Here is a 16,272-nt window from a genome sequence, read left to right on the forward strand (position 1 = left end):
GTTGTCCACGCCGTTATGATGTGTTGTTGCTGATAGCTTTGTTGGCAGAAATCCTGCTTTGGTGCATCGGTCTGGCAGCCAGGCATCTGGGATGGCAGCGGAGGTTTCAAGCCAATACGATACGTGACAGAAACGTGCTATCTGTGCTCCGGCTCGGCAAAGAAGTGAGACGACGTCCGGAATACTCAATCAAAGAATCGCATTTTCGCTGGGCTTGGGGTGAATTTCTTAAACTGGTTAACACCTCTGGGAGGCCCTAATTATGAGGGGATCCTCCAGAACCGGGGTTATCCTTATGTTCGAATGGGTCGAGAAAATTTCGTTTAGTGAAGCCAGTCCGTTAACGGCGCAGGCGCAGGACAATAAGTTTGGCTTTCATCGCAAGCGGCCAGAGGTGATGGCCCACAGCCATTGGCATGGCCATATAGAGATTAACTACCTCTTTGATTGTTCAGCCGATTATTTGATTAACGGTCAGGAGATCTCTGTGCCCGAGGGGCGGATGATCATCTTCTGGGCTTCGATCCCCCATCAGATGACCGCTTGTCATGGCGACGGTGAGATAGTCAATATCTACATTCCGCTGCAGGCCTTCCTCACCTGGATGCTGCCGGGGGAGTTTGTCAGCCAGCTGCTCCACGGCGAGGTGATGGTGTCGGACAGCCTCTATGTGTGCGATCGCCAGCTGACACAGATCTGGGAGGCGGATATCGCCAGTCAGGAGCCCTTGCTCGCCAGTCAGGTGATCAACGAGATCCGCAACCGTATCCGCCGCATGGCGATAGAGCACTACAGCACCTTTAATCTGGCCCATCGCAGCGGTCATGGGGTCGACAAGCCTGTGTTTGGCGGGCTTAATCATATCCAGACCATGCTGCGCTATATCGCCGACCACTATGATCAGAAGATCACCATAGAGAATGTGGCCATGTCCACCGGGCTGCACAAGAACTATGCGATGAAGCTCTTCAATCGCGTAATGAAAGTCTCAATAAAACAATATATTAACCAGCTACGGCTGCAGCATGCCCAAGCCTTGCTTATCGATACCGAGAATCCTGTGCTGAACATAGCGCTGGAGGCGGGATTTGGCTCGGTGAGCCGCTTCTATGACATCTTTCAGCGCGAGTTCAACATGTCGCCGCTGGAGTTTCGTCGCCGGGTGGGATGAGGGTTATTTTTCGAGAAAGTGTCATTGTTTTTTAGTAAGCCTGTTGCCGCGCTCGCGTGCTTCAATCTGTAAAGCGCTCGCGCTTAGCCCGTCCAGACTGGCTAATCAACATAGGCGCAGCAAATAAAGGTTCGGCGGGTAAATAGATAAGGCTATTTAACAAGAGTATCTATTTTCTTGGATATTTATCGGCACGAGCCACTTATAAAAAATAATACTGAATAGTAATAACCGAGTGTCTTTGATTATTGGGTTAAGCCTTATCGGCTTATTTTATATTTTGATTTTATAAGCAGCCAAATATTCGAATGACACAAGATAAAAACGTTATTAATACCGAGAAGAGTATGAAAAAAAGCATTTTATTATCGGCATGCGCAATCTCCATCCTATCGGCCTGTTCTCATCAAGCGCCCCGTTCAGGCGAGCAGCAAGTCGCCCCAGAAGCCCCTCAGGCCCAAATGCGGTTAAACGATCAGGTGCAGTTAAACGATCAGGTGCAGTTAAACGACTTGGCCAATACTCTGAATGACCGTTGGCAGTTGGGCGATGAGGGGATCACCTGGCAGGTACAGGACAAGCATGAAGATCATATCGAGATGAGCGGCGAGCAGATCTCGGCCATCATCTATTACGGCAGCGACGAGCAGGGACAGCTGACTCTGAAGCGTAAGCTGGTCTGGCCCATGCTGCGCACCATTCCTAACGACACCCATGCCAGCCTGATCCATGATTTTCCACTCAGCGTCTCGCCTGAGATCATGCTTGGCGGTAAGCCGCCTGCGAAAGAGTCACTTGCGCGTGTGACCATAGATGGCACCCTGAATCTAACCAGCCAGCTATCCGATGCCCAGGGCAGCAAGGTGAGTCTCAGTCGTACCCTGTCACCTAGCACCACAGGGCCTAAGATGATCGAGCGCTTGCGGTTTACTAACCAGGGCGAGCAGACCGTCGTGCTGGAGTTTAAGCCTTTAAATTATAAGGTCGAGACGGATGCGGATAAGGGGGTCTATGGCCGCTATCTTATCCAAGCCAGCAGCGATAAGGCGGGGCAGTATAGTCTGGCGCCCGGCAGCGACCTGGAGCTCTTCGTGACTTTCGAGGCCCACAGAGCCAACAGGCAAGCCGGTGAGGCGGGGCCTGGCCAGGCGCTAACTCAAGCGAACGTGCTAACGCCGGCACAAGAGCTAACGCCAGCTCAGGAGATAAGCGCACGTAAGGATTATGTCGCAGAGCTGAATCAAAACCTTCGCCTAGAGACGCCAGATCCTGTGCTCAACAAGATGTTCGAGTTTGCCAAGCTGCGCAGCGCCGAGTCTATCTTCAGGACCAAGGGCGGCCTGATGCATGGCCCCGGCGGCGGTCGCTACTACGCGGCGATCTGGGCCAACGATCAGGCGGAATATATCAACCCCTTCTTCCCCTTCCTGGGGGATAAACGCGGCAACGAGTCGGCCATCAACAGCTTCGCCCACTTTGCCCGTTACATGAACGATGAGGGCCGGGCGATCCCATCCTCTATCATCGCCGAGGGTGACGATTACTGGAACGGCGCCGGTGACAGGGGCGATTGTGCCATGATCGCCTATGGTGCCAGCCGTTTCGCCCTGGCCTATGGTGACAAGCAGCAGGCCCGTGAGCTCCTGCCTCTCATCGACTGGTGTATCGACTTTAGCTACAAGAAGCAGACCCAAGATGGCGTAATAGCCTCCGACAGCGATGAGCTGGAGGGACGTTTCCCCGCAGGAGAGGTGAATCTCAGCACCAACATGCTGACCTATGGCGCGCTAATCTCCTCGGCCTACCTGAATCAGGAGCTGGGCCGCACTGAACTAGCCAGCGACTATCGCCAGCGAGCCGAGGCGCTTAAGGCCGCCATCGAGGCCTATTTTGGCGCGACCGTGCAGGGGTTCGATACCTATCAGTATTATCTGGGCAACGACAAGCTGAGAGCCTGGATCGCCTTGCCGCTCACCTTCGGTATCTTCGACCGTAAGCAGGCGACCCTGGATGCCCTGCTGTCGGACTACCTGTGGAGCCCAGAGGGGATCTACAGCGAGGCGGGCAACAAAACCTTCTGGGACAGGGCAACCCTGTATGCCTTCAGGGGGATCTTCAGCGCCCAGGAGACAGACACCGCCATGCGCTACTTTAAGTATTATTCGCGCAAACGCCTGCTGGGCGAGCATGTGCCCTATGCGGTCGAGGCTTGGCCTGAGGGTAATCAGCGTCACCTCTCGGCCGAGAGCGCCCTCTACGCCCGGGTCGTGACCGAGGGGATCTTCGGCATGGAACCTACAGGCTTTAATCGCCTCAAGGTCGCCCCCTATCTGCCGACCGGTTGGAATAACATGTGTTTAAGGGGGATTCGCGCCTTCAACAGTAAGGTAGATCTCTGCGTCAATCGCACTCAGGCCAAGGGCGATGATGCCTATCAGATCAGCGTTCAGCAGCCAGATGGCAAGGAGCAGAAGTTCAGCTGGGACGGCAAGGGACCTGTGTCGCTATCACTCTAAACAGTCATTGCCAATAGCGCCTTTCTGTCCGCAACGAGGCGGAAGGGTGCATCTTAAACTGGTTGTGCGTCAGGTTTAGATCGCCTTAGCCCATATCGGAGGCCCTAGCTGTGAGCATCTTATCCATTGCCATCGTCGGTGGCGGCGCCAGCGGCTGGCTGGCCGCCAATCATCTGGGGCTGGCGCTCAAGGGACGTAGCCCTAAGGTGAGCATTACCCTTATCGAGTCGCCCGATGTCCCCACCATAGGAGTGGGCGAAGGCACTGTGCCTATGATCCGCAAGTCCCTGCAGGCGTTCGGCATTGAGGAGACGGCGCTTTTCAGGCGCTGCGATGCCAGCTTCAAGCAATCGATCAAGTTCATCAACTGGCGTCACCGCACGCCTGGCAGCGAGATGAGCGCCTTTCATCACGCCGAGTCCCTTTGGTGCGGATCTCAGCGACTTCTGGCTCGACGGGCTCGCAAAGGGTGAGAACCCCATGGGGTTCGATGAGGCCCTGTCGCCCCAGAGTTTTAGCTGCGAGGCGCAAAAGGCGCCTAAGACGCTCGCCTCCGCGCCCTATCAGGGAGCTCACGCCTATGCCTATCACTTCGATGCCGCCAAATTTGCCGAGCTGCTCAGGGAGAACGCCATGGAGCGTTTCGGTGTCGAGCATATTCAGGATCATCTGCTCGAAGTTGAGACGGGCAGGCTTGGGACGGACTGTGTAGAAACGGACATGCTCACAGAGGGCAATGAAAGTAAAAATGATAAGAAGATAGTGGCGCTGCACCTGAGAGAGGGCGGTCGCCGCTGTTTCGACTTTTATCTAGACTGCTCAGGCTTTAGTGGCCTCTTGATGGAGAAAGCCCTCGGCGTCGAGTTTACCTCCCTTGCAGATAAGCTCTGGATGAATAAGGCGTTAGTGACTCAAGTGGCCAGCGCGTCCGATGCGCCGCTGCCGCCCTATACCCAGGCGAGCGCCCATCAGGCAGGTTGGATCTGGGATATCGCCCTGCCCAAGCGGCGAGGCGTGGGGCTGGTCTATTGCGACCGCTACCTGAGCGACGATGAGGCGCGCCAGAAGCTCAAGCGGTATCTGGGTGACGAGCTGCTAAGTGACGGCGAGTTTCGCAGCCTTACGATGCGGCTAGGGCATCTGCAAAAGTTCTGGCAGGGCAACTGCGTCGCGCTTGGGTTGGCCCAGGGTTTCCTCGAGCCCTTGGAGGCGACCTCTATCCTGCTAACCGACTTCGCCGCGTCACTACTTGCACGAAAATTCCCCACAGACAGTGAGACACTGCCTGTGCTTGAGGCCAGGTTTAACCGTATCGTCGGCCACGCCTGGCAGGCGGTGATCGACTTCGTGGCGCTGCACTATCAGCTGTCGGATCGTAGCGACTCCGCCTTCTGGCGCGACTATCGTACTCATCTGGGCGCCCAGCCAACATCCGAGGAGCTGTCTCGGCGACTCGCCCTGTGGCAACACTTCACGCCCCATCCCGATGACTTCTTCTCTCAGTTCGAGGTGTTTGGGGTGGATAACTACCTCTATCTGCTCTATGGCATGGGCTTCAGTACCCTGCCCAAGGCGCTCGATGATGCGGCGCGCCAGCAGGCCAGGGCGCAGCTGGATAAGATCGCCCACGCCAAGGCTTTTCTGGCGCAGAAGCTGCCGGATCACAGGGCCTTTATCCGGGCGTTAACTGAGGGCTAATCACAGGGCTAATCTCAAGCTTAGTCTCAGGGCTATTCTCAGGCCGAATATCAGGCTTAAGCGAGGTCAGGCTAAAGTGAGGTAAGGCTGGAAAGGTGTTACCAGTTCGCGCCGCGCTCTGCCAACGCCTGCTTGAGAAAATCGATAAACACCCTGAGCCGGGCGGGCATATGTTGCCGCTCAGGAGTGAGGGCGTAGATGCCATGTGTCGGCGCCTGGTAATCGCTGAGCACTGGCACCAGGGTGCCCGCTGCCAACTCCTCTTCCACCAGATACCTGGGCATCAGGGCGATCCCCATGCCATCGAGCAGCAGGCGGCGGATCACCTCGCTGTTATTCACTTTGATGTTGCCCCGGGGCTTGATTCGGCTCACCTCGCCGCGCCGCTCAAAACTCCACTCCAGTCCGCCGCGAAAGTAGGAGTAGAAGAGGCAGTTGTGTCCCCTGAGCTCAGCAAGGCTTCTGGGATCGCCCTGGCGCGCAAGATAGTCGGGGGAGGCGCACAGCAGGCTGTGACAGGGGGCGAGCTTTACCGCTACCAGGCTAGAATCTGGCAGATCGCCTATTCGCACCACCATATCCAGGCCCTCTTTGAGCAGATCCACCACGCGATCGTCCAGGCTCACCTTTAAGTTGATGGCCGGGTATTGGCGGGTAAATTCGCTCAGCAGCGGCGCGATATGACGCTGACCGAAGACGTTGGGCAGGCTCACCTTTAAGCTGCCCTGAACTGCCCCCTGTTGGCTGGCCAGGGCATCCTGGGCCTGCTGCATCAGAGTGGCGGCCTGGTGCACATATTCATAATACTGCCTGCCGGCATCTGTGAGGTGCAGTCTGCGGGTGGTGCGCTGAATAAGCTTGACCCCTAAGGCTTGCTCTAAGGCGCTGATGCGCTTACTCACCGCCGATTTGTTAATGCCTAAACGCCGTGCGGCCTCGGAGAAACTGCCCAGCTCGACCACAGAGACAAACAGGGGAATGTTGGCGTAGATGTCCATATATAGTTTTCATCATGGCAACAAAGAGTTTCGAATATAACGGATTATCTATTTTATAGAAACAGATTAAAGTGGCGCCATCGAGATTAAGATGACTAATAAGACGCTACTTAGCGTGGAACGAGACGATGACGAAAGAGCTAATACCACAACTTATGCCACAAGAACCGACAGGCCAGGCTCACATTGACCTTAAGCCACAGGCAAGCACGCCACTGAACCTGATGCTTGGGCTGCTGGGTGGAGTGGCCCTGGCGGTGATGATCGCCCTAAACAGCGAACTATCCAAGTATGGCTCGCCGCTGCTGGCCTCTTGGGTGGCCCATGGGGTCGGCACACTAGTCGCGCTCCTATTGTTGGGCGCGGTGCGCCTCAGACAAGCTGCCCTTACAAGGCGCAACGGTGCAGCGCCTTGGTGGGCCTATCTGGGCGGGCTGCCCGGCGCCTTCACCGTGGTACTAGGGGCCATGACGGTCAACAGCGCCCTGGGGCTGAGCGCCAGCATCGCCTTCATCATGGCGGGGCAGATCCTCTTCGGTCTGGTGTGCGATAGCCTGGGCTTGTTTGGCATGGCGAGGCGCCGCCTAAATTGGGGGCAGGGCGCATCTCTGGCCGTGATGGCCCTGGGTGCACTTGTTGTCTTGCTGGCTCAGGAGGGCGCGTAATGCTAACGCTTCTTCTGCTTGCGCTGCTTAACGGCGTCTGTATCGGCCTGTGTCGCATCCTCAACGGTCGTCTGGGTCAGGCGAGCGATGCCTACTATGCCTCGCTGTGGAACCATGGCGTGGGCTTTGTCTTCTTGAGTCTGCTGCTGGTATTGATGCCGACTCCGCCCATCGCAAGCCTGCTCGATGCCCCCCTCTATGCCTGGCTTGGCGGCGTCGTGGGCGCGGTATTTGTGGTGCTTAATACCCTGGTTATCCTAAGGCTCGGCGCGACTCTCTGCAGCCTGCTGGTGATCTCGGGTCAGCTGCTGAGCGGCGTGCTGTTCGACCTTGTGGTCAAGGTGGTCAATCCGCTGCAGCTGCTGGGGGTGATCATCATCTTCGCCGGCGTGCTGGCTTTTCGCCGGATGGAGGCGCGTAGTAACAGTCCCAAGCAGCAGCTTCATAATCAGCCGCTTAAGTCAGAAAAGACGTGATTGGAAATACTTTAGGCTGGGGAGGTGCTAGCTAAAGACTAATGGTCTTCAGCGCCGGCGAGTTTGAGAAAGCTTAAATTCGCGGCGAAGCAAGAAAATGGGAAATAAAAGCCCCTTTTCAGGAATGACTGTAAAGGGCAACTGGCCGAGCATAGCGATCACTTAAGAACCAAGGATGTAGATCGCTATTATGTTTCAAAAGACCCAGGCTAAGCCGCAGTTTTCAACCGATGAACACCCCCATCGCCGTTTCAATCCCCTCACCGGCGAGTGGGTGTTGCTGTCACCACATAGAAGTAAGCGGCCCTGGCAGGGACAGACCGAGGCGCTGGATCTAACCACGGCGCCCAGCTACGACAGCGAGTGCTTCCTCTGTCCTGGTAATAAACGCATCAATGGCGAGCAAAACCCCAAGTACGACACCACCTTCGTGTTTCAAAACGACTTCGCGGCCCTCAATAGTGACGGTCCCAAGGCTCAGGGGGAGGACCCGCTGTTTCGCTTCGCGACGGTAGAGGGGGAGAGTCGGGTGCTTTGCTTCTCACCGGATCACAGCCTGACGCTGGCGCAGCTCGACCCCGAGGCGATGCAGGCGGTGATCGCCGCCTGGCAGAGTCAGAGCGAGCTTTTGGGGCAGAAGTATCTCTGGGTGCAGGTATTTGAAAACAAGGGCGCCGCCATGGGTTGCTCTAACCCCCATCCCCATGGGCAGATCTGGGCCCATAACCATCTTCCTACCTTGGTGGCGACGAAACAGCAGCGTCTTGCGGACTACTACCAGCAGCACCACGGCAATCTCCTGGGCGACTATGTCGAGCGCGAGCTACAGCAAGAAGTGCGCATTGTGGTGAGCAACCATGATTGGGTGGCCCTTGTGCCTTACTGGGCCAGCTGGCCCTTCGAGACTCTGGTGCTGCCAAGATTTGATATTAGGCGCATGACCGAGCTGACCGCCGAAACCCGTGAAAGCCTGGGGGAGATCATAGGCGCGCTTACCGTGCGTTACGACAACCTATTCCAGTGCGCCTTTCCCTATTCCATGGGTTGGCACGGCGCGCCGTTTGATGGCCAGGACCACCCCGAGTGGTGCCTGCACGCTCATTTTTATCCGCCGCTGCTGCGTAGCGCCAGCGTGAAAAAATTCATGGTGGGGTACGAGCTGCTGGCCGAGATCCAGCGGGACATCACCCCAGAGCAGGCCGCCGCGCGCCTGAGGGAACAATCCTCAATCCATTACAAGAGTAGCCATTACAAGAACAGCCACAACAAGAATAGCTAAGACAAGCAGAGCCAATAAAAACACAGATAAAGCCAGGCTTTAAAGAAAAGGAAAGAAAGATGAAAAATGGCGAGCTAACTCAAGCCCTTACTCACGCCTGGATGAAGGCCTTCACCCAGGCCTTCGGCCAAGAACCTGCGTTGATGGCCTATGCCCCAGGGCGGGTCAATTTGATAGGCGATCATACCGACTACAACCTGGGCTGGGTATTACCAGTGGCGCTCGACAGGGGCACCTGGGTGGCGGCGTTACCGAGAGAGGAGCCGCAGATCCAAGTGGTGGCGAGAGACATGGACAACGAGCAGGTTAGCTTTTCGCTCGATGACCAGGCAATGGCGCAGATGCCAATGGATAGCGTCTCGCCCTGGAGCAACTATGTGCGCGGTACGGTGAAGATGCTAAGCGCCTATCTGGCCGAGACGGGTCAGCCACCTCTCAGGGGCGCTAGCCTGATGATCACTGGCAATCTGCCTAAAGGAGCTGGGCTGAGCTCATCGGCGTCTCTTGAGATGGCGCTAATCAAGGCCTTAGCCGGGCTGTTCGATCTTAAGATCGACGGCATAAAAGCCGCGCAGCTGGGCCAGCAGGCGGAGAACGAGTTCGTTGGCTGTAACTGCGGCATCATGGATCAGCTGATCTCGGCGATGGGAGAGGCGGAGCGCGCCATGCTGCTTGATTGTAGCGATCTTGCTATCAATCAGGTGCCGCTGCCAGAGGGGCTTAGGCTGATGATCATCAACTCTAACGTGAAGCGGGCGCTGGTGGGCAGCGAATATAACCTGAGGCGCGAGCAGTGCCAAAAAGTGGCGCAGTATTTCGGCGTGAGCTCGCTGCGGCAGGTGAGCTACGAGCAGCTGTGTCAGGCAGAAGCCTCGCTGGAGACTACCCTGTTTCGGCGTGCCCGCCATGTGGTGAGTGAAAACGCCCGGGTGCTTGAGATGGCTGAGGCGCTAAGCGCTGGCGATAGCGCCCGCATCGGCCATCTGATGGCCGCCTCTCATCGCTCGCTGCGAGATGATTTTGCCGTGAGCACCCCAGAGGTGGACTGTCTGGTGGCACTGGTTAGCGAGGTGCTGGGCATGGATGGCGGCGCGCGCATGACAGGCGGCGGCTTCGGTGGCTGCGTGGTCGCCCTGCTACCGGAGCACAAGATAGCCGAGGTGCGCGAGACAATCGCCGCCGACTATCAGGCAAGGACAGGGCTGACGGCGGATATCTATCTGTGCCAAAGCGGGGCGGGGGCCTTCGCCTAAGCGTCTAAGCGCCTAAAGGCTTAAGCGCTTAAGCCTGTTTGGGGGCGGGCCAGGGGCCCGCCATAGAAAACGATAAGAATAAGAGAAGACGACTATGTTAGAGACACTGGATATTGGCATTTTGCTGGTCTACGCCCTTGGGCTGCTGGGGCTGGCGCTGTGGATCTCCCGCCAGGACAAACGTTATGAGCGAGACACAAAGGACTACTTTCTGGCGGGCAAGGCTTTGCCCTGGTGGGCGATCGGCGCCTCCCTCATCGCCTCTAACATCTCCGCCGAGCAGATCATCGGCATGTCCGGCTCTGGTTATGCCATCGGCCTGGCCATCGCCTCCTACGAATGGATGGCGGCGATCACCCTGATCTTGGTGGGCAAGTATATGCTGCCCATCTTCATCAAGAACGAGATCTACACCATGCCCCAGTACCTGGAGCAGCGCTTCGACAAGCGGGTGAAGACCACACTGGCGCTGTTCTGGTTGTCTGTGTACATCTTGGTCAACCTCACCGCCGTACTCTGGCTTGGCGGCCTGGCGATCGAGACGGTGGCGGGGATCGACTGGCTCTATGGCATGGTGTTGCTGGCGTTGTTTTCCCTGGCCTACTCTCTCTATGGCGGCCTCAAGGCGGTGGCCTACACAGACATCATTCAGGTGGTGCTGCTGATCTTCGGCGGCCTGCTGCTCAGCTATCTGGCGCTGGAGAAGGTCGCGGACGGGCAGGGCGTCTGGGCCGGGTTCGACAGGCTTTCCAGCGCCTTGCCGGAACATTTCGAGATGATCCTGAGTCAGAGTAACCCCCACTACATGAGCCTGCCGGGGATCTCTGTGCTGGTGGGCGGGTTGTGGATCATGAACATCAGCTATTGGGGCTTTAATCAGTACATCATACAGCGCGCCCTGGCGGCCAAGAGCGTGGCCGAGGCGCAGAAAGGAATAGCCTTTGCCGCCTACCTCAAGCTCTTGATGCCGCTCATCGTGGTGCTGCCGGGGATCGCCGCCGTGCTCCTCTATCCCGGTCTGGAGTCGCCGGATCAGGCCTATCCCTCCATGATGGCCCTGATGCCCGCCGGGGTGAAGGGACTGGTGTTTGCTGCGCTGGTGGCGGCCATCGTCTCCTCACTGGCTTCCATGACCAATAGTATCTCGACCATATTCACCATGGATATCTATGCCATGATGCGCCCGGCCAAATCCGAGGGGCACTATGTGTTGGTGGGCAGGCTGTCTAGCTTGATAAGCCTGTTGATCGCCCTGGCGATGGCTCAGCCGCTGCTGGGTGAGTTCGAGCAGGCCTTTCAATATATTCAGGAGTTTACGGGGGTATTTACCCCAGGGATCGTGGTGATCTTCCTAACGGGCATGTTTTGGCGCCGGGCGACCTCTCAAGGCGCGCTGGCGGCGGCGCTGGGCTCGGCTATTTTCTCCTTCGGCCTTAGGTTCTACTGGCCCGAGCTGCCCTTCATGGATCGCATCGGCCTGGTGTTCCTGCTCTGTCTGGTCCTTAGCGTGCTGGTATCCCTCATGGGGCGCTCACTGGAAGAGGGGGCGAGTGTGGCTTTAGGCGGCGTCAGCTTCAAGACGGGCAGAGCCTTCAATCTCAGTGCCCTGGGGGTGGTGGTGATCCTCAACTTCCTCTACGTCACCTGGTGGTAGGGCATTACAGCAGATGAAAGGTGAAAAGATGAACGTTTTAGTCACAGGGGGCGCGGGCTATATCGGCTCCCATGCCTGCGTCGAGCTGCTGAGCGCCGGGCATCAATTGGTGGTGCTGGATAACCTGTCACGGGCCAAATTTGAGTCCCTGGTGCGAGTCGAGCGGATCACTGCGGCTAAACTCATCTTCGTCGAGGGGGATATTCGCGACGAGCGGGCGCTGGATGCCCTGTTTTCCAGTTACCATATCGATGCCGTGATGCACTTTGCCGGGCTCAAGGCGGTGGGGGAGTCGACCCGGCTGCCACTGGAATACTACGATAACAATGTGGTCGGCTCCATGCGCCTGCTAAGCGCCATGACCCGCCATGGGGTGAAGACCCTGGTCTTCTCCTCCTCGGCCACCGTCTATGGGGCCAATCCACCGCTGCCCATCACGGAAGCGGCGCCCTGTTCCAGCACTAACCCCTATGGTCAGACCAAGCTGGTGGTGGAGCAGATGTGCGCCGAGTGGGCCAGGGCGCGCCAAGATGTTAGCGTGATCCTGCTGCGCTACTTTAATCCAGTCGGCGCCCACGAGTCCGGGCTGATTGGCGAAGATCCCAAGGGGGAGCCCAATAATCTCTTGCCCTACATCACCCAGGTCGCCATGGGGCGCCGCCCCTATCTGTCGGTGTTTGGTAGCGACTATGCCACAATCGATGGCACAGGCCTGCGCGACTATATCCATGTGGTGGATCTGGTGCAGGGGCACCTGGCGGCCCTGACTCGGCTACATGGGGTGGCGGGTTGTCATACCTTTAATCTGGGTTCGGGGCAGGGCTATTCTGTGCTTGAGATGGTTAGGGCCTTCGAGCAGGCGAGCGGTAAAGCAATTGCGCTGCATATGGCGCCGCGCCGGCCTGGGGATATCGCCGCCAGCTATGCCTGCCCAGATAAGGCGGCCCGGGAGCTCGACTGGCGGGCGTTGAGAGATCTTACGCAGATGATGCAAGACAGCTGGCGCTGGCAGTGTCGTAATCCACAGGGATATAGCTAAACAGCTTCTTAACTCGCTGGCAGGTTAGTCGCTATTTACAGGCCTTGTATTGGTTGCTGATGGGGTCATATTCGAACCCAGAGGCGGCCAGCTTCTGCTCCAGTTGGGCACTGGGAATGTCCAGCTGGTAGAAGAGGTCCTGCTTGTCATGACAGTTCAGCCTGAGCTGCTCGTTGACTATGCCCACCAAAATATCGCCGCTTAGCTGGGTTAAGTGGTAATCCATCTCGTCCTCCTGCATCTGAGTATGCATCTGTTATAGGTTTAGCCCAGTTTTTATGGGCTGACAACGGCGCTGTTACTCGGCTCTGCCCTTTGATGACACCTCTTTCCATAGCTATTTACAACGATATTTAACTGTTAACACGATATTTAGTGATGACGTATCACGATATTTCGTGAACGTTTGATCTTATTCTAACTTCCTGTCGATACAGCCCTTTTATCCAGTGCTGGCACGTTAGCTGCTGGTAGAGAGAGGTCATTGGGAATACCCAAGCTAACAAAAAACAGCGTAAACACTGATAAAGGGAAAATGTGATGAATAAGAAGTTATTGGCTCTGTTGATCCCATCTGTATTGATGGCCAGCTCGGCGCAGGCTATCGAGTTGTACAAGGATCAAACCAATGCTCTGAATATGATGGGCTGGCTAGGTTTCGCCGCGGTTAACGATGGTGACGACACCGCCGTGGTCGATAATTTTTCGCGTGTCGGCTTCCGGTTTGACCGTCAGGAGAAGAACGGCTGGCGCAGCTTCGCTCACACTGAGTGGGGCATCAACATGGTCACCAGCGACGACTCGCTCAAATATGTGGGCGGCCAGCTGGGCGCGCAGAAGACCTCAGACTTCCTGTTTAACCGTCTGGGTTATGTCGGCCTATCACACGCCAAGTGGGGTAGCCTGAGCTTTGGTAAGCAGTGGGGTGCCTACTATGACGTGGCCTACACCACTGACGTGCTCAACGTCTATACCGGTTATTCGGTTGGCGCCTATACCTTCGGTGACGGTGGCCTAACGGGCGCGGGTCGCGCCGATTCAGCCTTCATCTATCGTAACAGCTTCGGCGATCTGGATATCGCGCTGCAATACGCCGCCAAGCAAAATGGTGACGTCGCCCTGTTTGATAAGAATGGTCAGGCGGTGGACGATGGCTCTCACCTGAGCTTCGACACCAGCTATGGCGCCAACCTGACCTATCATGTGACCGATAAGTTTAAGGTACTTGCCGGCTTTAACCGCGGCGATTTCGAGGGTGAGCTGGCCGGAGTTAGCGTCGATGATACCAACGAGATCATAGGTATCGGCGCCCAGTATGGCTCCTTCTACCAGTATGCGCCGGGCCGCGACGCCAAGGGGCTCTATGTCGGTTTCAACGCCCATCAGAGCAAGCAAAACGAATTGGTGGCCGGTCAGCTGTATGACTCTACCGGCGCCGAGTTCCTGGTGGCCTACCACTATGACAATGGTTTCGTGCCTAGCTTCCTGATCTCTTATCAAGATCTGGATACCGACGAGACCACGGCCATCAAGGGTAACTGGACACGTCAGTTTGCCGTGCTAGGCCTGCACTATCGCTACAGCCGAGATACCGTGATGTTTGCCGAAGCCAAGTTCGACTTCAGCGACATGGATGACAAGGGCTTCGAGGCGGCACAAGACAACAGCTACGCCGTCGGTATCCGCTACTTCTTCTAGTTTGATTGTTCCCTGCAAGGTTCAAAGCACTCCTCGGAGTGCTTTTTTTGTCTCTGATATTTAAAGGCTTAGCGCCAGCTTCTAACGCTAAGCACTTAACACCAAGTGTTAAGCACCAAGCATTTAACACTGGCAGTTAGCACAGTCCCAGCTTCTTCATCTTGCTGCGCAGGGTATTGGGGTTGATATCTAGCATCTCGGCGGCGCCGCCCGGCCCATAGAGTTTACCGCCGGTGATCCGCAGCGCATGGGCGATATACTTACTCACCATCACATCCAGGGGCACCAGTTTATCGCTGGCATGACTGGGATCGATAATGATGGTCTCATGTTTGCCGTTGGCCGCGGGTTCCACCTTGTCCACCTGAGTCAGGTTGAAGTTGAGCGGTCCCTCTGGGGTTTCGATCATGGCCCGCTCCAGCACGTTGATCAGCTCACGCACGTTGCCTGGCCAGTGGTAGTGATTCAGGCTGTCGAGTTGTTCACTGCTGACTCTGGGTAGCTTGTTCAGATTAAACTTGGCCGCCAGTACCTCGATAAAGTGCTGCACCAGCAGGGGGATGTCCGAGCGGCGCTGACGTAGCGAAGGGATCTCGATGGGAAAGACCGCCAGGCGATACCAGAGATCCTCACGAAAGGTCTGCTTCTTCACCATGGCCTGCAGGTTTCTATGGGTGGCCGCAATCACCCGAATGTCTAGGTTGATGGCGTCATAACCGCCGACTCGAGTGATGGTGCCGTTCTGCAGCACCCGCAGCAGCCGTACCTGTACCGACAGGGGCAGCTCGCCGATCTCGTCTAAGAAGATGGTGCCGCCATTGGCCTGTTCGAAGAAACCAGCCTTACGCTGCTCGGCGCCGGTGAAGGCGCCTTTCTCATAGCCAAACAGCTCAGAGTCGATGAGGCTCTCTGGGATGGCGCCGCAGTTGACCTTGATGAAGGGCTTGTCGGCCCGCTGTGACTTGCAGTGAACGGCGTTGGCGATCACCTCCTTACCACAGCCGGTTTCCCCCAGGATCAACACGCTGGTATGCAGCTTGGCGATCGCCTCTACTTGGGTCATGACTCGCTTGAGGCCAGAGTCGGCACCTATTACCCCGCAAGGATTGAAGGCCTGTTTGAGTAGGCGGTTTTGCTGGGTGAGCGCTTGATTGGCCCTGAGCAGATTACGCCCCTTGAGATTAAAGGCGGTGATCAGCGACAGGGTGTCCTTGTGGGGCTCGATAAGCTCGGCGTGGCGATGACAAAACTGCGCCTTCTGCTTGGCATAGAAACCCACCACCCCCAGATGGGTGTTACCGCTGAGCATGCGCAGCAGAATCACCGACTGGATATTGGGGATCACCTGAGGCGCGACGAAGCCTGTCACCTGATCGTGCTCAAGATCGTTGATGATGCGGATCACCGGACGGTCGGGCTGGCTCAGCAGGGCCTGCATCTCGGCGGAGATCTTCACCTGTTTATTCAACGCCGTAGTCTGCGCCTCATCCACATGGGCCAGAAACTGGATGTCACCATATTCGGGGCGGTAGATGTTGAGGTAGATGCCGTCGATGGGCAGGTGTTGCCTGACATATTCGAAGTAGGCTCGCAGGGACTGCTCCAGCTCCAGGCTGCTGCACAGGCGCTGGGTGGCTTCGAAATAGAATTGTTTTTGCATTGAAATGTCACGGTGATCACGAAGTTTCGTGATTGTAGATCATCATATTTCGTGATTCTGTGCCCCCCTTCATAAATTGTTCCTTATCCCCCTCTTTTTAGGTAGTTGGCATGCCGGGTGCAATCTTATCTGCATGAAATCGAGGCGAATTCCCCCGATTCTACT

Annotated in this window: 14 protein-coding genes and 1 pseudogene; 12 read left to right on the forward strand and 3 right to left on the reverse strand. The window is 56.6% G+C overall.

Features of this window, described 5'->3' with window-relative positions; genetic code table 11:
• The 5 genes and pseudogenes from AYI87_RS13405 to AYI87_RS13420 form a co-directional block, all read left to right on the forward strand.
• Positions 1 to 260, forward strand: a pseudogene (locus tag AYI87_RS13405) (IS4 family transposase); the annotation flags it as partial.
• A gap of 35 nt (positions 261 to 295) precedes the next feature.
• Positions 296 to 1,171, forward strand: coding sequence for a helix-turn-helix domain-containing protein (locus tag AYI87_RS13410; RefSeq protein WP_011866092.1), 876 nt, complete (start codon positions 296 to 298; stop codon positions 1,169 to 1,171).
• Positions 1,172 to 1,518: 347 nt separating this feature from the next.
• Entirely contained in the window at positions 1,519 to 3,687 is a 2,169-nt protein-coding gene (locus tag AYI87_RS13415) for a hypothetical protein (RefSeq protein ID WP_260865140.1), read from the forward strand.
• Positions 3,688 to 3,797: 110 nt separating this feature from the next.
• A complete protein-coding gene (locus AYI87_RS21460) occupies positions 3,798 to 4,160 on the forward strand; it encodes a tryptophan 7-halogenase (RefSeq protein ID WP_260865141.1) in 363 nt (120 codons plus the stop codon).
• A 7-nt stretch (positions 4,161 to 4,167) separates the two neighbouring features.
• A complete protein-coding gene (locus AYI87_RS13420; protein ID WP_260865142.1) occupies positions 4,168 to 5,385 on the forward strand; it encodes a tryptophan 7-halogenase in 1,218 nt (405 codons plus the stop codon).
• Positions 5,386 to 5,483: 98 nt separating this feature from the next.
• Here the strand turns inward: AYI87_RS13420 and AYI87_RS13425 are convergent, their stop codons facing one another.
• Entirely contained in the window at positions 5,484 to 6,383 is a 900-nt protein-coding gene (locus AYI87_RS13425) for a LysR family transcriptional regulator (protein WP_144202806.1), read from the reverse strand.
• A 128-nt stretch (positions 6,384 to 6,511) separates the two neighbouring features.
• Here AYI87_RS13425 and AYI87_RS13430 point away from each other — a divergent pair, with 128 nt between their 5' ends.
• The 6 genes from AYI87_RS13430 (at position 6,512) to galE (ending at position 12,749) form a co-directional block, all read left to right on the forward strand.
• Positions 6,512 to 7,048 (forward strand): DMT family transporter, encoded by a 537-nt coding sequence (locus AYI87_RS13430; protein ID WP_144202809.1) that lies wholly within the window; start codon positions 6,512 to 6,514, stop codon positions 7,046 to 7,048.
• Positions 7,048 to 7,524, forward strand: coding sequence for a DMT family transporter (locus AYI87_RS13435; protein ID WP_144202812.1), 477 nt, complete (start codon positions 7,048 to 7,050; stop codon positions 7,522 to 7,524). The genes AYI87_RS13430 and AYI87_RS13435 overlap by 1 nt, the downstream gene beginning before the upstream one ends.
• Before the next feature lie 190 nt (positions 7,525 to 7,714).
• Entirely contained in the window at positions 7,715 to 8,803 is a 1,089-nt protein-coding gene (locus AYI87_RS13440) for a UDP-glucose--hexose-1-phosphate uridylyltransferase (protein WP_144202815.1), read from the forward strand.
• A gap of 59 nt (positions 8,804 to 8,862) precedes the next feature.
• Positions 8,863 to 10,056, forward strand: a complete 1,194-nt coding sequence (gene galK, locus AYI87_RS13445) for a galactokinase (RefSeq protein ID WP_144202818.1) — start codon at positions 8,863 to 8,865, stop codon at positions 10,054 to 10,056.
• A gap of 94 nt (positions 10,057 to 10,150) precedes the next feature.
• On the forward strand, positions 10,151 to 11,710 hold the full coding sequence (locus AYI87_RS13450) for a sodium/sugar symporter (RefSeq protein WP_144202821.1): 1,560 nt from the start codon (positions 10,151 to 10,153) through the stop codon (positions 11,708 to 11,710).
• Between the two features lie 28 nt (positions 11,711 to 11,738).
• Positions 11,739 to 12,749, forward strand: coding sequence for a UDP-glucose 4-epimerase GalE (gene galE, locus AYI87_RS13455; RefSeq protein WP_144202824.1), 1,011 nt, complete (start codon positions 11,739 to 11,741; stop codon positions 12,747 to 12,749).
• 31 nt (positions 12,750 to 12,780) lie between these two features.
• On the opposite strand, the gene AYI87_RS13460 is transcribed toward galE, so the two are convergent.
• Entirely contained in the window at positions 12,781 to 12,975 is a 195-nt protein-coding gene (locus AYI87_RS13460; RefSeq protein ID WP_258406083.1) for a DUF4250 domain-containing protein, read from the reverse strand.
• A 314-nt stretch (positions 12,976 to 13,289) separates the two neighbouring features.
• Between AYI87_RS13460 and AYI87_RS13465 the strand changes: the two genes are divergently transcribed.
• Entirely contained in the window at positions 13,290 to 14,447 is a 1,158-nt protein-coding gene (locus AYI87_RS13465; RefSeq protein ID WP_144202830.1) for a porin, read from the forward strand.
• A gap of 136 nt (positions 14,448 to 14,583) precedes the next feature.
• Here the strand turns inward: AYI87_RS13465 and AYI87_RS13470 are convergent, their stop codons facing one another.
• Positions 14,584 to 16,107, reverse strand: a complete 1,524-nt coding sequence (locus AYI87_RS13470) for a sigma-54 interaction domain-containing protein (protein WP_144202833.1) — start codon at positions 16,105 to 16,107, stop codon at positions 14,584 to 14,586.
• Positions 16,108 to 16,272 lie beyond the last annotated feature (165 nt).

The sequence above is a fragment of the Shewanella sp. KCT genome (assembly GCF_007636505.1).
GTDB classification, from domain to species: Bacteria; Pseudomonadota; Gammaproteobacteria; order Enterobacterales; family Shewanellaceae; genus Shewanella; species Shewanella halotolerans.